This is a genomic window from Desulfotomaculum copahuensis (assembly GCF_001655685.1).
Lineage (GTDB): Bacteria > Bacillota > Desulfotomaculia > Desulfotomaculales > Desulfovirgulaceae > Desulfotomaculum_G > Desulfotomaculum_G copahuensis.
Window position 1 is genome coordinate 1 of the sequence record NZ_LYVF01000111.1, and the last position, 21345, is coordinate 21345.

Annotated in this window: 24 protein-coding genes; all 24 read left to right on the forward strand. The window is 54.4% G+C overall.

Going from position 1 to position 21345, the window contains the following annotated elements:
• Positions 1-126: 126 nt before the first annotated feature.
• Positions 127-1179, forward strand: a complete 1053-nt coding sequence (locus A6M21_RS07510) for a ParM/StbA family protein (protein ID WP_066667494.1) — start codon at positions 127-129, stop codon at positions 1177-1179.
• 212 nt (positions 1180-1391) lie between these two features.
• Entirely contained in the window at positions 1392-1712 is a 321-nt protein-coding gene (locus A6M21_RS07515; RefSeq protein WP_066667495.1) for a hypothetical protein, read from the forward strand.
• 17 nt (positions 1713-1729) lie between these two features.
• The gene (locus tag A6M21_RS07520) at positions 1730-2326 is read left to right on the forward strand and encodes an LNS2 domain-containing protein (protein ID WP_066667496.1); all 597 of its coding nucleotides are present in this window, start codon (positions 1730-1732) and stop codon (positions 2324-2326) included.
• Complete coding sequence (locus A6M21_RS07525; RefSeq protein ID WP_066667497.1) at positions 2326-4692, forward strand: type IA DNA topoisomerase; 2367 nt, start codon at positions 2326-2328, stop codon at positions 4690-4692. The genes A6M21_RS07520 and A6M21_RS07525 overlap by 1 nt, the downstream gene beginning before the upstream one ends.
• On the forward strand, positions 4692-5504 hold the full coding sequence (locus A6M21_RS07530) for an RNA-binding protein (protein ID WP_066667498.1): 813 nt from the start codon (positions 4692-4694) through the stop codon (positions 5502-5504). Before A6M21_RS07525 ends, A6M21_RS07530 begins: the two co-directional genes overlap by 1 nt.
• Before the next feature lie 7 nt (positions 5505-5511).
• The gene (locus tag A6M21_RS18915) at positions 5512-6162 is read left to right on the forward strand and encodes a hypothetical protein (RefSeq protein ID WP_201721849.1); all 651 of its coding nucleotides are present in this window, start codon (positions 5512-5514) and stop codon (positions 6160-6162) included.
• Positions 6163-6277: 115 nt separating this feature from the next.
• Positions 6278-6445, forward strand: a complete 168-nt coding sequence (locus A6M21_RS18735; protein WP_161486029.1) for a hypothetical protein — start codon at positions 6278-6280, stop codon at positions 6443-6445.
• Between the two features lie 511 nt (positions 6446-6956).
• A complete protein-coding gene (locus A6M21_RS07540; RefSeq protein WP_066667500.1) occupies positions 6957-7301 on the forward strand; it encodes a DUF4258 domain-containing protein in 345 nt (114 codons plus the stop codon).
• 13 nt (positions 7302-7314) lie between these two features.
• Positions 7315-7596: a YgiT-type zinc finger protein gene (locus A6M21_RS07545; RefSeq protein ID WP_066667501.1), complete on the forward strand. Its 282-nt coding sequence runs from the start codon at positions 7315-7317 to the stop codon at positions 7594-7596.
• Between the two features lie 98 nt (positions 7597-7694).
• The gene (locus A6M21_RS07550; protein ID WP_066667502.1) at positions 7695-8264 is read left to right on the forward strand and encodes a hypothetical protein; all 570 of its coding nucleotides are present in this window, start codon (positions 7695-7697) and stop codon (positions 8262-8264) included.
• A 5-nt stretch (positions 8265-8269) separates the two neighbouring features.
• On the forward strand, positions 8270-8545 hold the full coding sequence (locus tag A6M21_RS07555; RefSeq protein ID WP_242868797.1) for a hypothetical protein: 276 nt from the start codon (positions 8270-8272) through the stop codon (positions 8543-8545).
• On the forward strand, positions 8520-8792 hold the full coding sequence (locus A6M21_RS19455) for a type II toxin-antitoxin system RelE family toxin (RefSeq protein WP_078060492.1): 273 nt from the start codon (positions 8520-8522) through the stop codon (positions 8790-8792). Before A6M21_RS07555 ends, A6M21_RS19455 begins: the two co-directional genes overlap by 26 nt.
• A gap of 171 nt (positions 8793-8963) precedes the next feature.
• The gene (locus tag A6M21_RS07560; protein WP_066667519.1) at positions 8964-9800 is read left to right on the forward strand and encodes an ArdC-like ssDNA-binding domain-containing protein; all 837 of its coding nucleotides are present in this window, start codon (positions 8964-8966) and stop codon (positions 9798-9800) included.
• 376 nt (positions 9801-10176) lie between these two features.
• Entirely contained in the window at positions 10177-10947 is a 771-nt protein-coding gene (locus A6M21_RS07565) for a DUF3854 domain-containing protein (protein WP_242868796.1), read from the forward strand.
• Between the two features lie 211 nt (positions 10948-11158).
• Entirely contained in the window at positions 11159-11416 is a 258-nt protein-coding gene (gene nrdD, locus A6M21_RS07570) for an anaerobic ribonucleoside-triphosphate reductase (RefSeq protein WP_066667504.1), read from the forward strand.
• Between the two features lie 14 nt (positions 11417-11430).
• Entirely contained in the window at positions 11431-11754 is a 324-nt protein-coding gene (locus tag A6M21_RS07575; RefSeq protein ID WP_066667505.1) for a hypothetical protein, read from the forward strand.
• Between the two features lie 877 nt (positions 11755-12631).
• Positions 12632-13747 carry a site-specific integrase gene (locus tag A6M21_RS07580; protein WP_161486030.1) on the forward strand — a complete coding sequence of 372 codons (1116 nt, stop codon included), beginning with the start codon at positions 12632-12634 and terminating at the stop codon, positions 13745-13747.
• Between the two features lie 246 nt (positions 13748-13993).
• Positions 13994-16114 carry a VirD4-like conjugal transfer protein, CD1115 family gene (locus A6M21_RS07585; protein ID WP_078060493.1) on the forward strand — a complete coding sequence of 707 codons (2121 nt, stop codon included), beginning with the start codon at positions 13994-13996 and terminating at the stop codon, positions 16112-16114.
• A gap of 55 nt (positions 16115-16169) precedes the next feature.
• A complete protein-coding gene (locus A6M21_RS07590) occupies positions 16170-16508 on the forward strand; it encodes a hypothetical protein (protein WP_078060494.1) in 339 nt (112 codons plus the stop codon).
• A gap of 13 nt (positions 16509-16521) precedes the next feature.
• Positions 16522-17187, forward strand: coding sequence for an EAL domain-containing protein (locus A6M21_RS07595; RefSeq protein WP_066667508.1), 666 nt, complete (start codon positions 16522-16524; stop codon positions 17185-17187).
• Positions 17120-18202 carry a helix-turn-helix domain-containing protein gene (locus A6M21_RS18365; RefSeq protein WP_151191849.1) on the forward strand — a complete coding sequence of 361 codons (1083 nt, stop codon included), beginning with the start codon at positions 17120-17122 and terminating at the stop codon, positions 18200-18202. The genes A6M21_RS07595 and A6M21_RS18365 overlap by 68 nt, the downstream gene beginning before the upstream one ends.
• 295 nt (positions 18203-18497) lie before the next feature.
• Positions 18498-19142 carry an adenylate kinase gene (locus tag A6M21_RS07605; RefSeq protein ID WP_066667510.1) on the forward strand — a complete coding sequence of 215 codons (645 nt, stop codon included), beginning with the start codon at positions 18498-18500 and terminating at the stop codon, positions 19140-19142.
• Positions 19143-19352: 210 nt separating this feature from the next.
• Positions 19353-20099, forward strand: coding sequence for a class I SAM-dependent DNA methyltransferase (locus tag A6M21_RS07610; RefSeq protein WP_066667511.1), 747 nt, complete (start codon positions 19353-19355; stop codon positions 20097-20099).
• Positions 20100-20355: 256 nt separating this feature from the next.
• On the forward strand, positions 20356-21183 hold the full coding sequence (locus tag A6M21_RS07615) for an MTAP family purine nucleoside phosphorylase (RefSeq protein WP_066667512.1): 828 nt from the start codon (positions 20356-20358) through the stop codon (positions 21181-21183).
• The last annotated feature ends 162 nt before the right edge of the window (positions 21184-21345 follow it).

Genomic DNA, 21345 nt, shown 5'->3' on the forward strand with positions numbered 1-21345 from the left:
ATAGGGAAAATTGACCTCTACATAGAATTGGGATTGGATTGGTTTTCCCTTTACCGGGAATAACGAACTTCGACGCGCGGGCTACCGCGCTTTTTTTGTGCCCAATATACAAAGGAGAGTGATCACATGCTGGCAGCAGAACCAATCGCGAAACCCGCCGTACTGGCTATCGACGTAGGGTACGGGTATACCAAGGCAATTTCTTCCCTCGGCAAAAAAATCATCTTCCCTTCAGTTATTGCCCCGGCCAGGGAATTGGCCCTGGATGCCTTTGAAGGCGCCGGTCTGAAAAACGCAAACGTAGGCCACCTGGTGAAAATCATCCGGGGAAGTGAAAGGGGCGCGGAAGAAGCCTACTTCGTCGGCGACTTGGCGCTCAAGGAAGGGGAAAACGTCCAGCATACCCTGGACCGGAACAAACACGAGCACCCGATGCACGACGTGGTACTGCTCACCGCTGCAGCCTTATGCTGGGACTGGCCGCGCCGGCCGGCGTTCTGGTCCCAGGGAAGCGTACGGCCGAAGCTGGTGGTCGGCCTGCCGGCTGGCGACTGGGGCAAATGCCACGAAAAACTGGCCCGCCACATAGCCGGTCTGGCCGGTTGGGTGTCTGTCGATGGAAACGAACCAGTATGGATATCCTTCGACTCCCCGCTGGTCTACCCCCAGGGCGCCGCCGCCCTGTTGACCGCGCCGGATCTGCCGGAAGACGGTGTGGCGGCGCTGGTGGACGTGGGACGGAAAACAACCGACTGCGTGGCCGTGAAAATAGAGAACGGGGTATCCGCCGGCCTGGAAAAGAGCATGTGCGGCAGCGTTAACATGGGCGCTTCCGCCCTGGAAAGGGCTATGGCGGAAGGATTTGAAAACAAATCGGACACACCCCTGCCCCATGCCCAAATACTGGAGGCCATGCGCACCGGGTACGTCTGGTATCGCGGCCAGAAAATCGATCTGGCCGGGGAAATCGAAATGGCCAGAATACAAACCGCTCGCGCCATCGCCGATGAGGTGTACAAACTTTGGGGCAGCCGCGGAGAATTCGTGCGCAAAGTCTACCTGGCCGGTGGCGGCGCGCAGGCGCTGCCCCTGCTGCAGGAACTCTTTCCGGCGGCGCACATCCTGCCGGACGCCCAGTGGGCCAACGCCATCGGTTTCCTGAAAGCGGGTGGGGCGTGACAGGTTTTCCCGCATGGCCTAAAATAGTAATGGTGATGTACCTGATAAGCCGCTTCCGGCAAGGGCTAAACCGGCCATTTCACAAAGAAGGGATGTACCTTCCAAAGTTCCGGTGATGCACCTGTAATGGTGCGTCTTGCAAGGGATGTGCGGCGCTATTATTGCAAAGGTGATGCACCTGTCATAAGCATCTTTCCAGGGTGGTGCATCATTTGCGGCGGGTTGTAAGTCTGGAACCCAGTCAGGATAAGGAAAAGAGAGTGATGCCCCATATGTCAACGCGCGAGAAGAGACTTACTGTCGCCTTTCCGGCAGGCCACCCGGTATGGTCATATCCATCCGGGCAGCGGGCGGCCAGGGTCAGGGAATGGATTGATCTAGCCCTGCGGCTGGAAGAGCACATGGCACGAATCGAAGAAAAACTGGACGCCCTGACGGCGGCGGGCGTTACCGTTCCGTCCCCGGCACCGAAAGATCCGGAAAAACAAAAAGCAAAGCCCCGGATCGACCCGGCGATATTCCTGGGACTTTGAGTTTGGGGGAAAACAAGATGTGGATTGCAGTGGATATAGACAACACCGTGGCCAACACCAACCTGGAACTGGTCCGCCGGTTCGGCATCCCGCTGAACAAATACCCGGCGCCGCAAATACCGCCGAAGTTTTTTACTTCCGACGAAGGGATGCGCCTTTTCCAGCGGTCGGAACCGTTTCCCGGCGCGGCTGATGCCTTAAGGCTGTTTTCAGACCTCGGCTATCGCGTAGCCTACATCAGCTCCCGGCCGGGAAACACAATGTTTCTCACCGTACGCTGGCTGAAAAGCCACGGCTTTCCGGTGGAACAAGCACGGGATCAAGTGTCGTGCGGACTTGACCAGAACAGAAAGCTGGAAATGATCACAAAAGAATTGGCGGCCGTGGCCGTATTCGAAGACGACCCGCGTATGGCCCGTTACGCGCTGGTCTATGGGCTTACGGTATGGCTGAAGGATTGGCCATATAACCGCAAACTGCCCCCGGTCAAGGCGCCCGGGTACAATACCGAGAGAGTGATCCGGTTCAAATCCTGGGCCGAAGTACAAAATGCAGTGATTACCAGCAACCTGGACCTGGCCGCCATAACCCAGAGGAAGGGGGAGTGGGAATAGTGCGCACGTTGGTGATCACCGAAAAGCCGTCCGTGGCCCGGGACATTGCAAACGTCCTGGGCCGCTTCGACAAAAGGGACGGCTACTTGCAAAACGGCAAATACATCGTCTCCTGGGCCTTTGGGCACTTAACTCAACTGGCCGAACCACACGAATACGACCCGGTGCTAAAAAAGTGGAATCTGGTAGCCCTGCCCATCATACCGGAACGGTTCAAACTGGTGCCAACTAAAGACGGCAAAAAGCAGTTGGACGTGTTGAAAAAGTTGCTGCACTCCAGCAACATCGATACCGTCATCGATGCTTGCGACAGCGGTCGCGAGGGCGAACTAATTTTTCGCCGAATATACGGTATAAGCGGCTGCAAGAAGCCGGTCAAGCGCCTGTGGCTCTCCGAAGCCACCCCGGCGGCGGTAAAAGGGGCATTTGGCAAACTGCGCGACGGCCGGGAATTGGATAACCTGGCCCGGGCCGCCGAGGCCAGAAGCCAGGCCGACTGGCTGGTGGGCATCAACGCCACCCGGGCGTTTACCTGCCGGCATAAAGAACTGCTTTCCGTGGGCCGGGTGCAAACCCCCACCCTGGCCCTGGTCGTGGCCCGGGAAAAAGAGATCCGGGCGTTCCAATCCCAACCTTACTGGGAAATCTGGGCCACCTTCCGGAAAGAGACCGGCGAAACATACCGTGGCAAATGGACCAGAGGAGAAACCGACCGGTTGCCCGGCCAAGAAGAAGCGGCTGCCATTGCCCGGAAGATCGGCCTGGCCGGAAACGTCGCCCGGGTGGAGCAGAAGGAAACAAAGGAGCAGTCACCTACACTTTTTAACTTAAACGATCTGCAAAAGGAGGCCAACAAAAAACACGGCCTCACCGCCCAGCAGGCCCTGGATGCGGCCCAGGCCCTGTACGAAAAGCATAAACTGCTTACCTACCCGCGGACCGATAGCCGGCACCTGACCGCGGCTATCGTCCGGGACACCCTGAAAGACCGCCTGGCCGCCCTGGCGGCAGCGCCCGAATACACCGGCCTGGTTCCGGAAAAACCGCCTGCCTTGGGCAAGCGATACGTGGACGATACCAAAGTTTCCGATCACCACGCCGTCATCCCAACAGCGGTCAAACCGGACCTGGCCGCCCTGGGCAAAAACGAACGCCTGGTCTATGATCTGGTAGCCCGGCGCTTCCTGGCCATCTTCTACCCCGATGCCCGGTACGCGGTAACCAAAGTAACCACCACTGCCGACGGTGAAACCTTTATTTCCAAAGGCCGGGTGGAACTGGACCCGGGTTGGAAGGCAGTCTATAAACATGACGACCGGGAGGATAAAAACGGCGAAAACCAACAGTTGCCGGTACTGAACGAGGGAGAAGCCGTAGCCGTGCAGAAAGTGGAAACCCCCGAAAAGCAAACCAAACCACCAGCCCGGTACACCGAGGCCACCCTGCTGGCGGCCATGGAGAACGCCGGCCGGCTGGTGGACGATAAGGATATGGCCGATACGTTGAAGTCCGCCGGGGGTATTGGCACCCCGGCTACGAGGGCTTCAATTATCGAACGGCTTATCCACGTGGGGTACATCACCAGGGAAAAGAAAACCCTGGTCCCCACCCGCAAGGGAGAAACACTCATCGACCTGGTACCCGAACAGGTGAAATCCCCGGAAATGACCGCCCGGTGGGAACAGGGCCTGCTGGAAATAGAACGGGGCGCAATGGAAGTCACCCGCTGGCTTGGCGGGATTAAAGAATTCACCCGGGAGGTGGTCCAAATGGCCAAAGAGCAGGAAGCAAGCGGTGGGGTAAAACAACAAAAGGAGGTGCTGGGAAAATGCCCGCTATGCGGCCGGGAGGTTGTTGAATTTACCAAATCATACGGCTGCACCGGGTACAAGGAAGGCTGTAAATTCGCCGTCTGGAAGGAAATCGCCGGCAAAAAGATCACAGTCCACCAGACCAAAGAACTGCTTCACAAGGGCAAAACCGGCGTGCTCAAAGGCTTCAAATCCAAAACCGGCAAAGGCTTTGACGCCGCCCTGGTTCTGGGGGAAGGCGGCAAGGTCAACTTCGAGTTTGCCGATCATACCGCCCAGACCCTGGGCAAATGCCCGCTGTGTGGCAAGGAAGTTATCGAGGGGAAGAAAGGCTATGGTTGTGCCGGCTGGAAGGAAGGTTGCAAGTTTGTTGTCTGGAAGGAGATTGCCGGGAAGAAAATCACGGTCAACCAGGCCAAGGAACTGCTCCAGAAAGGCAAAACCGCCGTCTTAAAGGGTTTTAAATCCCGGGCCGGCAAGGAATTCGACGCCGCGCTGGTCCTGGGGGAAGGCGGTAAAGTAGAATTCGAATTTGAAAAAAGGGGTGAAAAATAATGTCAGCCATTATCAAGCCTGAAGGTTTTATTCAAGAGCAAGAGCGTTGGGAGTACCTGCATTTTGCGAAGCGGCGCGGTCTTACCGTCCCCGCCGCGGTGGAGAAAGTCACTTTCCCGGATAACCTCGACACCGCCGTGTGGGAATTGGACCTGGGCGGCGGCGTGAAAGGCATTGTGCCGGCTTCCGAATCCGGCCTGGACGACCAAAGCTTGATGCTGCGCTTTGTCGGCCAGACCGTCCAGGTGAAGGTGAAGAAACTGGATCGTGAGAACGGCATAGTAGCCTGCAGCCGTCGGGAAGCCGTGGCGGACGCCGCTGAAAGGCTGTTCGCCTCATTGAAGTCTGACATGGTGATCGACGTGATGGTTAAGGCCGTTTTTCCCCGTACAGACGAAAAACCTGACCGCCTGATTGTGGACGCCGGCGGCGGCATCCTGGTGGAAATCCCGCGCGGCCAGGCAACACAAAATATTACAGCGGAGATGACCAAACTTTTCAGACCAGGACAGCAGGCGAAAGCAAAAGTGGTCCAGGTGGACGCCCAGACCGGCACGATTCGGCTGAATATGGCCGACCTGGAGGCTGACCCGTGGAGCGGCCAATACAAGCGCGGCGATGTAGTGGCAGGCACGGTGCTGATCCAAAACAAAGGTATGGTTTTTGTGGAAGTGAAGCCCGGCCTGATCGGAATTGCCTCAGCCCCACTGCGTGGATACCTGCACAAAGGTACGCACGTGGCCGCCATGGTTACCGTCTTTGACCCGGAGGCGAAAAAGCTGCACATGCAAATTCTGGGGCAAAGGGCGTGATGACAACGTGCAAAAAGAGCAACTTGCAAAAAATATTAGTTATGCAAAAGGAATCTCCATGGGCGCATCTCAGTACAAAGGAGGAGATAGCGAGTCAATTGATTACACCGGTAGAGCCTACGAGCTTATGGAAATGCTTGCCGAGGCCATGGCATTAACTACCGGGGCGGCAGCCACCGTATTGGACTGTTCCCGGCAAACTGCCGGAACGGCGTTTAACAGTCTTTGGTGGGCCGGCATGGTTCGCTGGGTCAACATTTTCGCCGAGATGGGGGAATACAAGGGACAATTTCGTCTATGGTATCCTGCCGATGTTCGCCCGCCTAAAGAAGCTCAGGAAGCCTGCCGCCTGGCGGCGTTGGGGCTTTTCTACGCCCTGGCGAAAAATGAAGTGCCCGGGTTCAAGTGGCGAGTGCTACGAAATGGGAAAAGCGGCGTCACGGCGGAAATGCAATTCACTATATCCGGAAATTCAACCCGGTGGATCATTGATGCGCCCCGCCGGGATGAGAAACCTGTTCCGGGTGCCGATGTATATATTTTTCCAACCACTGAAGAAGGAAAAACCCTGACTCCGGCGGGGAAAGCATACACCGCGGACGAATTGCTTTTCACCCCGGGTGAACTACGCCGGAAAATTTTTCAGAAATCCTCTTGACAGCCGCCCAGCAACCTGCTATTTTTTAGGTTAAGTGAACATATATTTTACTCTCTTGTCTATCAAGACACCTTCTCTTGATACGGGTGAAAGCCCCGGAACGGCCGTCACGGCGATGAGCAGACGGATACGTTGGCAAGAATGGTCCCGGGAAAAGTCCCACGGCGATGAGCAGGGTGTACTCCCGGGATGGGCGCGTCTCAGCGATGAGCAGTACGTGCCGGTTTTTCCCTGGCGTCACAGCGATGAGCAGGCGCGGGCGGTGGAACCCAATCGACATTAAGTGGGGGAATGGGCGCGATCACAGTGATGAGCGGTGATTAGCCTTGCGTGGCCGAGCTAAAGAGGCCCCTGGGGTGAGCGGGATGATACCCGCAGCGGCGGTGGAGATTTGAACACCTCCCGAAGGCAGCCGTAGTAATCCCAGAGAAGGTGTTCGGGTGCGCTCAACACCTAAAGACCGAGCTAACCCCCGAGGATATGTGGCCCACATACTCGGGACTAAGAGCGGGCCGCCAGGGCGAAAAATAAACGCGGCGGCGGGAAAGGCATGTGGCGGACATGTCCATGGTCCAGCATGGTTAAACTGGGAAGTTCACGAGAAGAAGATGGATGAAGGTATTGTTGCACCCTCATCAGGAAGAACACTTTGGCAGATGTAGGCAAGAAGTAACCGACTTGCTCTGTTAAGGTGTTTTTGTGTTTTTGCAAGCCCTTCCGCGGGCGTTGGAAATCAGCGCCCGCGGGAAAATCCCCGGGCGCTTCAGTTTCGATAGAAAGGAGGCGTCCCGGGGATGTATGATGGCAGAGACCGGTGGCAAGAAGAAATGGCCCGCATCCGCCGTGCCTGTGTCCGTTTTTCCAGGCATTGCCGGAAACGGATCAGGAAAAGAGGCATAACGGCGGAAGAAGTGGCCAGTGTAGTAAAGAACGGGGAAATCATTCAAGGCCACGCGCCGGGGATGTACCGGAACAATCCGGACCCGGTAAGAGTAATTATAGGCTATGGGAATGGTGATCGAATCCTGCACCTAGTTGTGGCGCTTCACGGGAAAACCGTAATAATGGTCACAGCCTATGAGCCGGACCCGGAAATTTGGGAAAAAGATTGCCGTACCCTCAAGCCGCCCCGCCGGTAAAGGGAGTGAAATCGTGAAAACGCTTGAACAATTTAGTGTTTGCGCTGGATGCTACCACGAAAAAGCTGAACTTCGGTTTACGAGAAGAGAAATAGTGAAGCGAAAAGACGGGGCAATTCTTTACCTAAAAAGAATTCCCTACTACTGGTGCGAGAAATGCGGGGAAGAAACCTATGACCTTCAGGTTGAGGTTTTCGTGGAGCGGGCTATGAAAGCGTTTGAGGAAGGCAAGGTTAAACCTGGCGCTATTGATGTTGGCGCTGAGTTTGTTTCTTCCAGATCAGCAGTGCAGTAAGGCAAGGTAAAAGAAGAAAACAGGGCCTTCGGCCCGCAAAACCAATCATTTTCAAGGAGGTGATTGGGCGCGGGCCGAATGGTCCGTAGCCCGGAAAAATGAAAGAAATGATGGCAAAATTGGTGAAAGAAACAATGGATTACCCGGTGGCAATCAAGGAAATCACCGGCAACAGGATTGAGTTGGAAAAACGGCTTTCAACCGCCCAGGAAGACGAAGAGCGTAAAAAGCTCCAGGATAACCTGGTAAACACCGATCGGGAACTGGAGTGGCTACGCTCCCGCCAAACGGCCGCCGTGGCGACCATTAACCTGCTCGCCGCCCTCATCGGCGCGGGCAAGGCGGAAGACGCCAAGGTATTACTGGCGGCGCTGGGAGATGGCAACCCGGAACCGGCTAAAGCCGAAAGCAAGCCTGCCCAGGAAAAGGCGAAAGATCAGGGCGAGCTTAAAAGCGGCTTGTTTGTGGTTAAAGAGGCTAAGCCTGGCAAGAAAGAAGGCACCATTTGGGCCATTGCTTCTGACGCCGACGGTGCGGAATACAAGATCTGCGCCAAAAACGGCGACGGCAAGACCCTGACAGAAGCCGTGGGCAAGCAGGCGAAGGTCAAATACCGTGCACTGGGCAAGGATAAACTCTTCGCCGTAAAGGTGGAGATTGACGGGTGATCAAGATGTTCAATGAAAGAGGAGTGGTAAACATGGTCTATCTGAGATATAATGATCTCGGGGTGGTTAACATGGTTGTTGCGAGGGAGCAAGTCAAGGCCCTTGTTGACCGGTTGAGCGATGAACAGGTTAAGGCTTTATGGGTTATTTTGAACGCCATGGCCTGGCCGGAGGTTGAGGTTTCCCCGGAAGATGAGGCGGACATCAAGGAAGGTCTGGCCGATCTTGAAGCTGGCCGGAAGGTGAGTGCTGAAGATGCCTGGAAGCAGCTCGGAATTTAAAGTTTTCCTTTCTGTAAAGGCTCTTAAGCAACTTAAGTCATTGGACCTAACGGTTCAAAAGCGAATAAAAGTAGCTGTGAAAAAGTTGGAAGTATTTCCACCCGCCCTAGAAATCGGTAAAGTCAAAACACGTCCAGGTGAATTCAAGTTACGTGTTGGTGACTGGCGAATATTTTTCCGTTACGATTTTTCAATCCAACAGGTGGAAATCATAGCCATCAGGCCACGCGAACACGCATACGATTAATTAGGCGAGACAAAGATAGCTAATACGGCCTTTAAGGCCGGGCAAGAGGACGATAAACAGGACATTCATGTCCTGATCGTCCTCTTTTGCTTTTTTCAGGTAAATTCAGGCGGCACAGCCGCCCCAGCCACCACAAAGGAGGTGAAGGGGCGGCGCGGCCGCCCCCGGATCATGAAAGAAGAAAGACTGCGCGAAGCGCTAAATAAGCTCTTGTCCATGTTTAAAAGCGGCAATCTGCCGCCGGCCGTGGCCCGGACAATGATCTGCCGCAGGGAAGGCGACCACGAAAAACCGTCTGACAAGTGGTCCCTGGGCAACCGGTTGCTGATGGTTCTAGCCGGCACAGAGGATGCCAGGGGGTTCAATCAGTGGCAAGAAGCAAAACGCAAGGTCAAAAAGGGCGCCAAGGCCTTCCATATCCTTGCTCCCAGCACCATCAAGAAAAAGGTGCGGGTTGAGGATAAGGAAACAGGTGAGGCACGGGAAGAGGAACGCCGGGTGATAACCGGTTTCCGGTTCATCCCGGTGTTCCGCCTGGAAGATACGGAAGGCGAACCGCTGCCGGAGGTTGACTATACTCCTGCGGAACTGCCACCGCTTTTCGATGTCGCGGCGAAGCTGGGCATCGAAGTGAAATACGGTCCCGGGGATGGCAGCTGCTACGGTCTTTTTCAGCCCGGCCGAAAGATGATCAAGCTGCATACGCACGATGCGAAAACCTACTTTCATGAGCTTGGTCATGCGGTGCATAACACCATCCGCCCGCTCGTGGGGGGACAGGTGCCGGCGCAGGAAATCGTTGCCGAAACGGTGGCCTGCACACTCTGTGAGATCTACGGCTACACCGGATATGCCTGGCACGGGTGGCAGTACATCCGGAGTTACGCCGGGGGTGAGCCGCAGCAGGCACTCAGGTTCATCATGAAAGTGCTTACCGACGTGGAAGAAGTGCTGGACCGCATCTGGGCGGCCGCAAGCGAAACCGGTGACGAAAGGGGTGCGGCATGAAAGCGGTTTACATGGTATTTGAGAGACAAATCATCGGGGAAGATACCACTTTCCTGGTGGGAGCGCGGGAAATGGCGAACTGCGAGATGTGAACGGAATTCAGCACCTGGAAAACTTGAGCAGGAGGGGATCAGGGATGCAGGCTGAGCACCAACATCGTTACCCTAAAGAGGATTTCATACCAGTCAAGCACTGGCGTCCCTGCCCCATCTGTGGGGACGTTGACTGGTGCGGCTTCAATAGTTACATCGCAAGCTGCATGAGAGTTCAAGAAGGTTCCTTTAAGACGGTGATTCAAGCAAACGGTAAACCCGCCTACCAGCACTGGCTGGAACCCGGCAGGGTAAACCTACCGATGCCCATGGAAAGCGACTCAATGCCAGCGGTGCAAACTGCGCCGTTGGAAGCCCGTAACCGCGTATACCGGGAGTTCCTGGATCTTCTTTACCTGCGCCCGCGCCACCGGGAGAACCTGCTCCAGCGCGGCCTGACGGAAGAAGAGATCCGGAAAAACGGTTACCGGTCAATACCGGAAGCAGAAGCTCCCTGGTCAATCTGCAGGCGCCTGATCGACATTGGTCATGACCTGGCCGGCATACCCGGGTTTTACAAAGGCCGGGGCCGGCGCGGTGGATCCTTTTGGACCTTCGACCGCCAGTTGGGGTACTTCATCCCAGTACGGGACGAAAAAGGCCGCATCCAGGCCCTGCAGCGGCGCATGGACGACCCGCAAGGCGGCAAGTACAGGCTGTTCAGCGGCCACCAGAACCGGGGCGGATGCTCCTGCGGCACCCCGGCCCACGTGGCCAGGCCGGCGGAGATCAAGGACCGGCGGGTTTGGATTACCGAGGGGCCGCTGAAAGCGGACATCGCCAGCAAGTACCTCGGCGCCGTCGTGGTGGGCGCGTTGAGCGCCTGCACCTGGCGGCCGGCCATACCGGCCTTAACGGCATTGGGAGCAAGAGAAGTAGTAATCGCCCTCGACCGGGACGTGGAAACAAACTCGGAAGTGGCGCGGGCGTACCTGACGCTGAAAGTGGAATTGAAAAAGCACGGCCTGGCGGTAAGCCGGGCGGTATGGGAAGAAAGGAAAGGCATCGATGACGCCCTGGCGGCCGGAATGGAAGTGCGGACCGTGCGGGTGTAAGAAAGGGGAATCACTATGAACGTCCCAAAGGGTTGCAGCACATGCAAATACGGTCGAATGACTTCCCGGTCAGAAGATATTCCGCGACGATGCGCTAGTTGCCAACCACGATCGGGGAAATTCCTCGGTTGGAAACAAAAGACCAGGATTTCTCAGCGGGACATTGCGTGCGCGCTCAGTATGCGAAGTTTAAATTAAAGGAGGGCTAAAAATGCAAGTGATCGTCAACGGGGATATCCCCCGCGAGGAAGTGGAATACTGGGTGGCGGACGAGAAGAAGCGCTGGCAAGCCCAGGGCAAGAAAATCGGCAAGATAGTGATCACGGACGTGGGCGATGGTGAGTTGGAGATACGCGCGTACGAGAAAAGCCCGATTAAGCGGATCCGGCGGATCACTGGCTATCTGGCGGAAGTTGACGGATGGAACAAAGCCAAGCAGGCCGAGTTGCAAGACAGAGTGGCACACTAAAGGAGGAGATAAATATGCTGGAAACGCAGGCAACTCTGCGTAAAGAAAACTGGCCGGTTAAAATCCGGCCGCTGAAAGCCAAGGGTAACTATGTGGTGAGTGGTAAAGGCACTGAGATGTGGGTGGCCGTTCGGCCGTCTTTCGGCATGGGCGGCGGTAATTACATTGTTGCGGTGGTAAACTTCAACTGCTGCGGCTGTCTGGATGCCCGGCAGTGGTCAGCGGCTGATATAGTGCAGTACATCGGCGTCAAGAACAAAGTGGATGCGGCCACGTTGGCCGCGGCGCTGGACGTGATTTTCGCGATGGAAGAAGGCAAACTTGTTGCGGTGCAGTGAGAACTAAACAGGGGAGCCGGCTGTAAAGCCGGTTCCCTGCTGAAATGAACTAACTAACGATAGAGGATGCCGGTCAAAAGACCGGCGCCTCCACCGTCCGCTGATTGAAGCGGACGAACTCCGGAGTCAAACGACCCCGGCAATGAATTACCCTCTTCCGGGTAATTTGGCGCCCTCAACTCTTCTTGATGACCATTACCCCCGGCTGCTTTAAATAGCAGTTTGCGAGTGGTAGGTCAACGTCGATGACCCGTGCTGGACAGAGGGTGTCCCGGCGCGGCGAGAGCGCATTTTACCGCATTATTCGCAAATGCGGGACCGGATGTGTTGCCCGAAAAGACAATTAACTCCCGGGCGGCTGAGGCAATTCCCCGCCATAGGCTCAACGGGACGAAATTGTTACACCCGCGTAAGCGGGCTTGGAGGGACCGGGAAGGAAGGACAACTACATACCCCGCCGGGCGAACGGCGGGCAAAACGCCGTTAGGCGCATACTTCGCGCAGCGTCCGGGGAGCGGCCCGGGTTGTGGCGAAGGAGGCCTGATAGGGCGAACCGCAGCAGGATGGGCGCCACCCCGCGAGGACGCGGCGCGCACCGCCTGCAGGCGGCAAAAGCGGAGCTCTCTGGAGCGGAGCCGCCCCGCAAGGGGCGCCGGAGCCGGAGGCGACGTTTATTCGAGCGAAGCGCGAATAAACGTCGCCGGCCGGCGGCGCAAAAAAAACAGCAAAGCTCTGCTTTGCCGTTGCCTTTTTTCGGCCCGGCAGGGCCGGCAATAAAATAGATCAGGAGAGGTATAAAATTATGGGCCGCGGCAGCAGATCAAAGACAATTTACATGCAAGTCAAAACCCTGGTCAACCGGGCGCGAAGATATGGGATGTCGAAAAAGGATGATTCGGTAGAAATCAGGAATATATCCATATATTCCACCAACACGTACGATAAGGTACGCACCGTCGGTATGTCCTTTGCCAGTTGGTTGACGGAAAAAAGAAATACACCCGTTTTCCGGATGGTAACGGTAACTGCAGAAGACATAAGCAGCTACATCGAAAAACGCCTCGGTCAGTACAAAAACGGGGAAATCACTGCATCTACATTAAAAGCGGACATATCTTGTTTAAGGAAAATCGAGAATCTTGTTAATCATTATTACGGCAAGGTGAGTTGGGACATTCCCACGGAAAGGGGCGCCCGCCGGGAAAAATGGGGCGTGCCTAAAAAGATAAGAGGCGAAAATACACCGCAGCGGGGACCCGCTTACACAAAGCGGCAGGCGGATCGCATTGTGAACGAAGTGGAAGCAAGCTATGGCCGGAAGGTGGCGGATGCCCTCCGCTTCTGCCGGGCGACCGGCTGCCGGCAGGAATCCATCGCGGACATCGGTGACAAGGGGGTTCGTGCTTCCAGGATCGACACCAAAAATGGGACAGTGACGCTTTTGGAGAAGGGGGGCAAGTGGAGGACGGTACGATACGATCCACACTACCAGGAGTTCATGGAACGGCTTACCGCCCAAGCGGAAAACAAAGAAAGCCCTCTTTTCGCAGGCCTATTCAAAGATACTAATGCATCCGGGGAGCGCCTTGAGGCGGAAAAGATGCGGGAAGAAAAAAAGCGGGCTTCTCGTCATTTGAACCGGGTTGTGAAGGATGCGGCAAAAAAAGAAGGAATGATTGGCCGTGGCCTGCACGGTTTCCGGAAAGAATTTGCCGTGCGCCGGCACGCGGAGTATTCAAAAGAAGTCCGCAGCCTGGTGCAGTCAAAAAACCGGCAAGTGTTAAGCAGCGAGTATGGAGTGGGCGAACGGAAGGCAAGGGACATTATAGAAGGGTGGGCGAAAGCTGGTCGTGACGATAAAGAGCGGCGCCGCCTGGCTAAAGAAATGGATACCATTGCCAGGTTAAAACTAAGCAAGGATTTGGGGCACAACCGTTTGGATGTCACTTACGATTATGTTCCAAGGAAAAAAGGCATCAGGCCTTCTAACTAAGAAGGCCCGATGCCCTGCCCTTTAACCCTCATCGTCCACATGACTGACCGGCGCAAGTAGCCGGAAACCCTTGAAACCGTTGCCGCGGTTTCAAGGGTTCCTGTAAAAGCCCCGACAGTGTGAGGCAACCACGCCGTATTTCCAGTGTTCCCACTTATTTAAGAAAATAATATACCGCTGCAACCGAATTGTCAATCACCCCGCCCGGCATTGGTGCCGGGCTTTTTTCATTGGAGGTGGTTTTTTATGAAGGCAATCGAATCCCTTTCCCACGTCAGCGACAACATCTTATCCAGATTCCGGGACTTTTCCCCGGCCAAGAAGGCCGCGGCCGTCGCCGGCGCCTCGGCGCTCGGGTTGGCCGGCGCGTATGTGGCGGACGTGTGGCTCCTGGGCACGGCGGCCGCCTGGCTGCACGGCGCCGCCGTGAAATTCAACAGCTATTCCCTTTTCGCCACGGCGGCCCAAAAGGCGGCTGCCGCCCACGCATACGACAGCGTGGGCTGGTACTGGCACCACCCGTTTAAAACGGCTTGGGCGTGGCTATCGCAGGCCAAGCTGAGTAATCCCGCGCCAAGGCGGATCTGGTTATTGTTAAATGTTTTTGCCGCTTTAGGTGGCGGTTTTGCTTGGTGGTGGCGAATACGAAACAAACTTTCGGAGGGAAGAAACGACTCCAATTATGTGCATGGCCTTAAGGTGATTAAAGACCCAGCGCTTGGGCTATCGCGTTGGGCAAGTCTAAATGACCTTGATAAGTTCTGTGAATTTGGCCCACCGGTACTACCGGAAGAAAACCTGAAAGGCAAAATTAAGTTTCCCGGCGGTAATTTGCTGGGCGAATTGGACGGTAAAATCATTCGGGTCAACTTTGATAAGGTACCGGTCGATATGCCTAAAACTGCTCAGCACGCCATATTTTACGGCGGCACCGGTTCCGGCAAAACTTTCAGTATTGTAATATCAAACATCATCGCAGCAGTTGCGGAAGACCAAAGCATAGTAATTATAGATCCCAAGGGAGAAATTTTTGAAACCGTAGGTAGTTGGTTAAAAGAGAAAGGATATGAAAATATCTGGGTATTAAACTTTATGATGCCCCAGCACAGTCACCGCTGGAATCCGGTATTTGAATGTCTGGATGACGCTGAAATATCAGAGATGATTAACACTCTATCAATCAATGCTACTGATGGCAAAGAGCTTTCCTATTTCATGTTGAAAGGCATGGAATTGGCGGAAGCAATGATCGGACTGCTTAAAGGCGATTTCCCTGTTGAACAGCAACATATACGTTCTTTAAATACTCTAGCCGCCTGGCCGGTGGAAAAACTGGACATTCGGTTTCGTGAAGCATACCGGGACGGAAAGATCAGTCCACTCATATATGAGCGATGGCGGGGTGTAGTACAAAAGAATTATGAATACGCCGTTTCCAACCTGACAGCGGTATTAAAAAACTTAACCACTGAACCGCTGGCGGCCATGATGTCCCAGCAGGAAATAGACCTGCGCCAAGTAGGACTTAAAAAGACAGCGCTTTTTCTTATCATTCCCACCGGGGGCGAAGGGGTTTATTTAAAGCCAATCTTGTCTATATTCTACAAATTCCTTTTCAAGCGATTGGATAAACTTGCTTTTCAGAGTCCAGGCAAAATACTGCCGGTAAAGGTTCGAAACATTTGGGACGAAATGGCTAACGTGGGCAAGGTGCCGGGTTTGACGGAGATTATTTCTACCGGCCGCAGCAAAGGTATACACATACAAATGATTCTACAGACGCCGAGTCAGCTGGAGTCAGTGTACGGCAGGGAGGAAGCGAAAATAATAACCGGCAACTGTCCCACAGTCATGCTCGTCGGCATTGCCCCCGCCGATGAGGAGTTGGCGAATATGTTCAGTCGCCTACTGGGGTCTGCGGCAGTTGAAACAGAAAAAGTGAGCAAGGATATCTCAATACCGCTGAAAAATTGGTTCGAACTTGAAAAGAGAATTCAAACTGCCATATCACGTCCGCTCATGACTCCAACCGAAATCACGGGAATAAATCCTAGGCATGGCATAGCTTTGTTGCAATGGTCATATCCTTTGTACCTGCGTAAAGTCGGTTGGCCGGAATTACCTCAAGCAAAGGAAATCAAGCAATCCGGTACGTTGCCGGTAGAACAGGTTATACCCGCCAGGGGCTATGAAATAAGCCTGCCGGAGATAGAAATTAACGAGGGGGGTCCCTTTTCAAGACAAACAAGGTTGCCCGTTGCTGTAAATGATCAACAAAAACAACCCAATTCCGCTACACCGGCGCTACCGGCGAATAGTGAGGTTACTGAAGATTCCGTCGCCAGCGATACCGTTGCACCGTGGTAAACCCAAAGGGACCCGCAAAGGGTCCCTTTTAAAAATGCCAGAAAGGAGACGAATTATGTATAGCTTTCAGATGAGACACCACAAAGATACGCCGTATAAAGCGGTATTTAAAGAAGCAATGAATAGAATCGGCCGCATCTATGTCCCTCATGAACTGAAAAACAAACTTGGGATTATGTATGAAATTATTGTTCAGATCGATACTGACAAAAAATACCTGCCAATGAAAGGATATATAACCACAATGAAACTGAACAAAGAATATGGCAACTGTGTTCGTTTTAAAGAAAATATCACTGAGTTGGGGGAAATAGGCTATATCTATGTTCAGCGGGAGGTTTTAGAAGCTCTTAACGTGAACGATGTCCTAGCTGTGAGAATTGACACTATCTAAGGAGGCATGAAGCATGGAAGTCCGTGAGATTATTGCAAGAAGGGCAATTAATACCCTTTTTCAACCCGTCCATGATATTCGTGAGGGGGAAATCATCGGCTTTGAAGCCCTTACCCGGGGGCCGTCCGGGACGTTGCAGCCGGCGGACATCCTATTCGCCGCCGCCGCCTCAAACGGCCTGCGGGTCGAACTGGAACTGGCCTGCTTTCGCGAAGCGCTGATTAACGCAGGCTTTATCCCACCTGAAAAGCTGCTCTTCTTAAACTTTCACCCACTTACCCTGGCCGGGCACTGGGAAGCCATCCTGAACGACCTCGGCGCCCAGCGCCGGCAGGCGGTAATCGAGATCACCGAATCCTCCGGCCAGATCCGCTTCTGCGCAAAAGCGCAGGAGCAGCTGCGCATGGCCGGCGTGCGCATCGCCTTGGATGATGTGGGCGCCGGTGACCGCGCCCTGGCCAACATGTGCGAATATCAGGCGGACTACCTGAAGCTGGACCGCTCCATCATTGAAGGGCTGATCGTGCATCATGGCGCGAGGGGGTTTTTTTATGGGCCGGAAGCAGCCCAAATCCTGTGCTTTGGTCATATATCCAGGGAGGGTTTTTATTATGGAACAGAACCAAAACATTATAAGAGTACGCAAAAACAAAGAAAATCCCTACGTAATGATCGATAACCGAATCTTTCTAAATGAAAAAATGTCTTGGAAAGCGAAAGGAATTCTCGGTTACCTGCTCAGTAGGCCGGATGATTGGACTATAATGATAACTGATCTGATTAAACAATCGAAAGATGGCAGGGATGCCGTCTACTCAGGAATCCGGGAATTAATCAAGGCAGGATACATAGTACGTGAAGCCGTCAGGGAATCGGGAAAAATAGTAAAATGGGAATATATAGTTTTTGAGGAACCACAGGTGACTGTTGCAGATCCCGATTCAACTCCGCAACCTGAAGGAAAAACTGAAGGAGAAGAAGTGGTCGATAAGAAGAACTTAAACGCTCAGCCTGAAGAAGAACGTACTGCGCCTTTTTCTCCTGTTGACGAGACTCAGACACCAGAAAAATCAACCACTTCCGGAAAATCCGGATCTGGTGAAACCACTTCCGGGTTTTCCAGATCTGGCAAACCCAGATCTGGAAAATCGGACACTACTAATACTGATCTAACTAATATTGTTGTTGTTGAACCCGCCCCTGCCAGCAATTGCCAACATGATAGGGGGTCTGAACAATCCAGGCAATCTGGACTGGTTATGTCCATGAACGACACCGAGCCAGCGGACGAAGATAACGTCCCGGCTGGTAATACGGCTGCCTTGGGTGAATTGCAGGCGGCTGTACTGGCGGCCACCGGCGCCCAGGTGCCCGCAGATTTTTTGGAGGACCTGCTGAGGGAATACCCCGAAAAGGCGATCAGGGAAAAAATTAGGCTGATGGGGGATATGGGCATAGGCACAGGGATCCGGAACGTTCCCGGCCTGCTTGTGACCGCCTTGCGGGAGAATTATCGGCATGAACCAGGCCGGCCGCGGGGGCGGGGCGAGAGTTCGGTGCAAACCGTAAATAAACGCCGTTTAAAAACGCAGAAACCGCCGGCTAGCATTTCACCTGGAGATTTTGTGGATTCCGGGGATGAAGAAAGAAATCGTAAAAAACGCGAAATCTTGAAATCCCTTTACCTTTCTTGACGGTGCCGACGGGGGTGGAGCGATGTTCCTGCGAGTGGCCCGACGTAAAATTTACGGGTATTTTACGGGAGTTCGCAGGTTCAAATCCTGTCATCCCGACCAGAAATTGTCACCAAAGCCTTGTAAATCAAGGCTTTTTATTTTTTGAACGGGAATTTTACCGGAAGAAAAATCCCTCCCACTTTTTTGTCCCATAAAGTACAAAACCTGTTCCGCTGCCGGACAATCCGTGCTATAATTTTGTTAAATCAATGTGTTCCAGTATAAATAGAATTTGTCAGGAGGGGATGGAGTTTTGAAGCTTTTAATCATGGGACCGCCGGGCGCCGGCAAGGGGACGCAGGCCGAGGTGCTGGTGAAGGAACTGGCCATCACGCATATTTCCACCGGGGATATGTTCCGCGCGGCGATTAAAGAAGGCACCGAAATGGGCAAAAAAGCCAAAGAGTACATGGACAAGGGCGAACTGGTGCCCGATGCCGTGGTGGTGGGCATGGTCAAGGACCGCCTTTCCCAGCCCGACTGCGCGAAAGGATTTTTACTGGACGGTTTTCCGCGTACCCTGGCCCAGGCCGAAGCGCTGGACGAGACCCTTGATTCCATGGGCATCGTCCTGGACGGTGTGATCAACATCGCCGTACCGCGGGACAAGCTGATGGCCCGCCTGACCGGCCGGCGCGTCTGCCGCGGCTGCGGCGCCAGCTACCACGTGCTGTTCAACCCGCCTCAAGTGGAGGGGAAATGCAACAGCTGCGGCGGTGAGCTGTATCAGCGCAGTGACGACAATGAAGAGGCGGTGGCCAACCGGCTGGACGTATACGAAGCCCAGACCCAGCCGCTGATTGATTATTACGCCGCCAAGGGGCTGCTCAAAAACATCAACGGCGACCAGGACATCAAACAGGTGCTGGCGGACATCCTGGCCAGCCTGAAGAAATAATAACCGGCCCCTGGACCAAGAGCCAGGGGCTTTTAATATCGGTAAATGGAAAACCGGTTGTGTTACGCTACCCTGGTTCCAAACAAATGATCCCCGCCAATCACGCCGGTTGCGCCCGGCCGCCTGCAGGCGGGAATTGGCCCGCCGGGTTAGTGATGCGGGAATTTCCCGGCGGGAATACTTTCAACGAAAAAGGGACGGGAAGCTTTAATGGACCGCTATGCCGGACTGGCCAAAATTTATGATTACCTGGTGGCCGGGGTGGATTTTGAAGGCTGGATCGATTACCTGGAGCAAATTTTGCGCTGTTTCAACCACACCCCGGATAAAATTCTGGATCTGGCCTGTGGTACGGGAAATACCACGCTTCCCCTGGTCAAACGGGGATACCGGGCCGCCGGGCTGGATGTGGCCCCGGAAATGCTGCAGATCGCCCGGCAAAAGGCCGGGAAAGCCGGTCTGGATATAAATTTCACCGCCGCCGACATGCGCTCGTTTTGCCTGGATGAACAGTTCGCGCTGATCACCTGCTTCCACGACGGGTTGAATTACCTCACAGAAGATACGGATCTGCGGCAGTGCTTTGAGCGGGTGAATGAACACCTGGTCCCCGGCGGATTGTTTGTTTTCGATCTCAACGCCGTCCTCTGGCTGGCCGGTACCGCACCCGGCACGGCGATGCTGGATGAAAAGGACATCACCATGTGCTGGGAAAGCTCCTACCGGCCCGGCGGCCCCTGCTGGGAAATAAAACTGACTGCTTTCGTCCGGGAAGGGGAAATCTATCATAAGTTTACCGAAACCCACCGGGAAAGGGGCTACACTCCGGATGAAGTGCAGGCGGCCATGTCCCGGGCCGGGCTGAAACTGCTGGCCGTTTATGATGCCTTCACATTCAATCCCGTTCATCCCGGCAGCCGGCGGCATTTTTACGTGGCCGGAAAACCGCCGGTGTAAAAACAACCCGCCGCCGGGTTTCCATCTATGAACCTGTATGGTACAGCAATACCATATACCATAATCCGGCGGACATTTTACCCGGTTTAAAACTGCGGATGGACGCCGGCCTGTTACTGTAAACGGGAGCGGGTTATGCGGAAGAATCCCGGAAAAATTCCATGCCCTGTAAACAAAAATACACGGCGCAGGAAAAAGTTATTTTGACAGCAAGCTTTAAGGCACCGTTTTTCGAAACAAGAGGTGAGCAAAGAGTATGACAGCGGAAATACCCCGCGCGGATTTCGCCATTATCGGCGGATCAAGCACTTTCAGTCTCAACTTTCCGGAGGACCTGCACGCTCCGGATATTAGCATGATCAAAAGCGGTCTGGTATTTGACACCCCTTACGGTGAAAGTCCGCCGATGAAATTTTTCACCCTGGGGACAAAAACAGTTTTAAACCTGAAAATGCACGGCTGGCGGCCGGGAGTGAGCCGTGCCGATGCGTCCCGACAGGTATTCTGGGTTTTCCGGGCGGCCGGGGTGAAAAAAATTCTGTCCGAAGGCGGTGTGGGCGCCATCAACCACCTGCTCAGGCCGCGGGATATACTGGTGCCGTCGGACTACATTGACTTTTCCATGCGCAAGGATGTGGAACTGGACGGCGGCTACCTGCTGACCATGCGACGGCCGGTTTGTGCGGACTTAAGCCGGTGCCTGACGGCGGCGGCGGAGGAGGAAACAGACGCCGGCCGGGTCTTTGACCGCGGGATCTACGCGGTAACCGACGGACGCCATTTCGAAAGCGTGGCCGAGGTGGATATGCTCAAGCGGCTGGGCGCTGATGTAGTCGGTCAGAGCATGTGCCCGGAGGTGTACCTGGCCCGGGAAACCGGCGCCTGTTACGCCCGCCTGGACGTAGTGACCAACTATGCCGAGGGGATCGTGACCAGCTGGGGACATGATGAACTCGAAAACATTTTTTATGCCCAGGCCGCGCTGCTGGGCGGAATTTTGCTGTCCGCACTGCGCCGGGCGACAGTTGGGCAAAAATGCGGCTGTCCGCAGCTGCGCCACCCCACGCTGCTGAAAACTCCATAGATTACCAGGCAAAAACACCCCGTGCCGTCCATATAGTTAAGTATAACCGGAAACGGGGAGGTGCCGCGATAGAGGGATAACGGTAAAGTAAAAGAATCAACAACTCACGGTAAAGCGCCTGCAAGCAGGCGCTTTACATTTTTATTGAAAATTCCTGCAAAA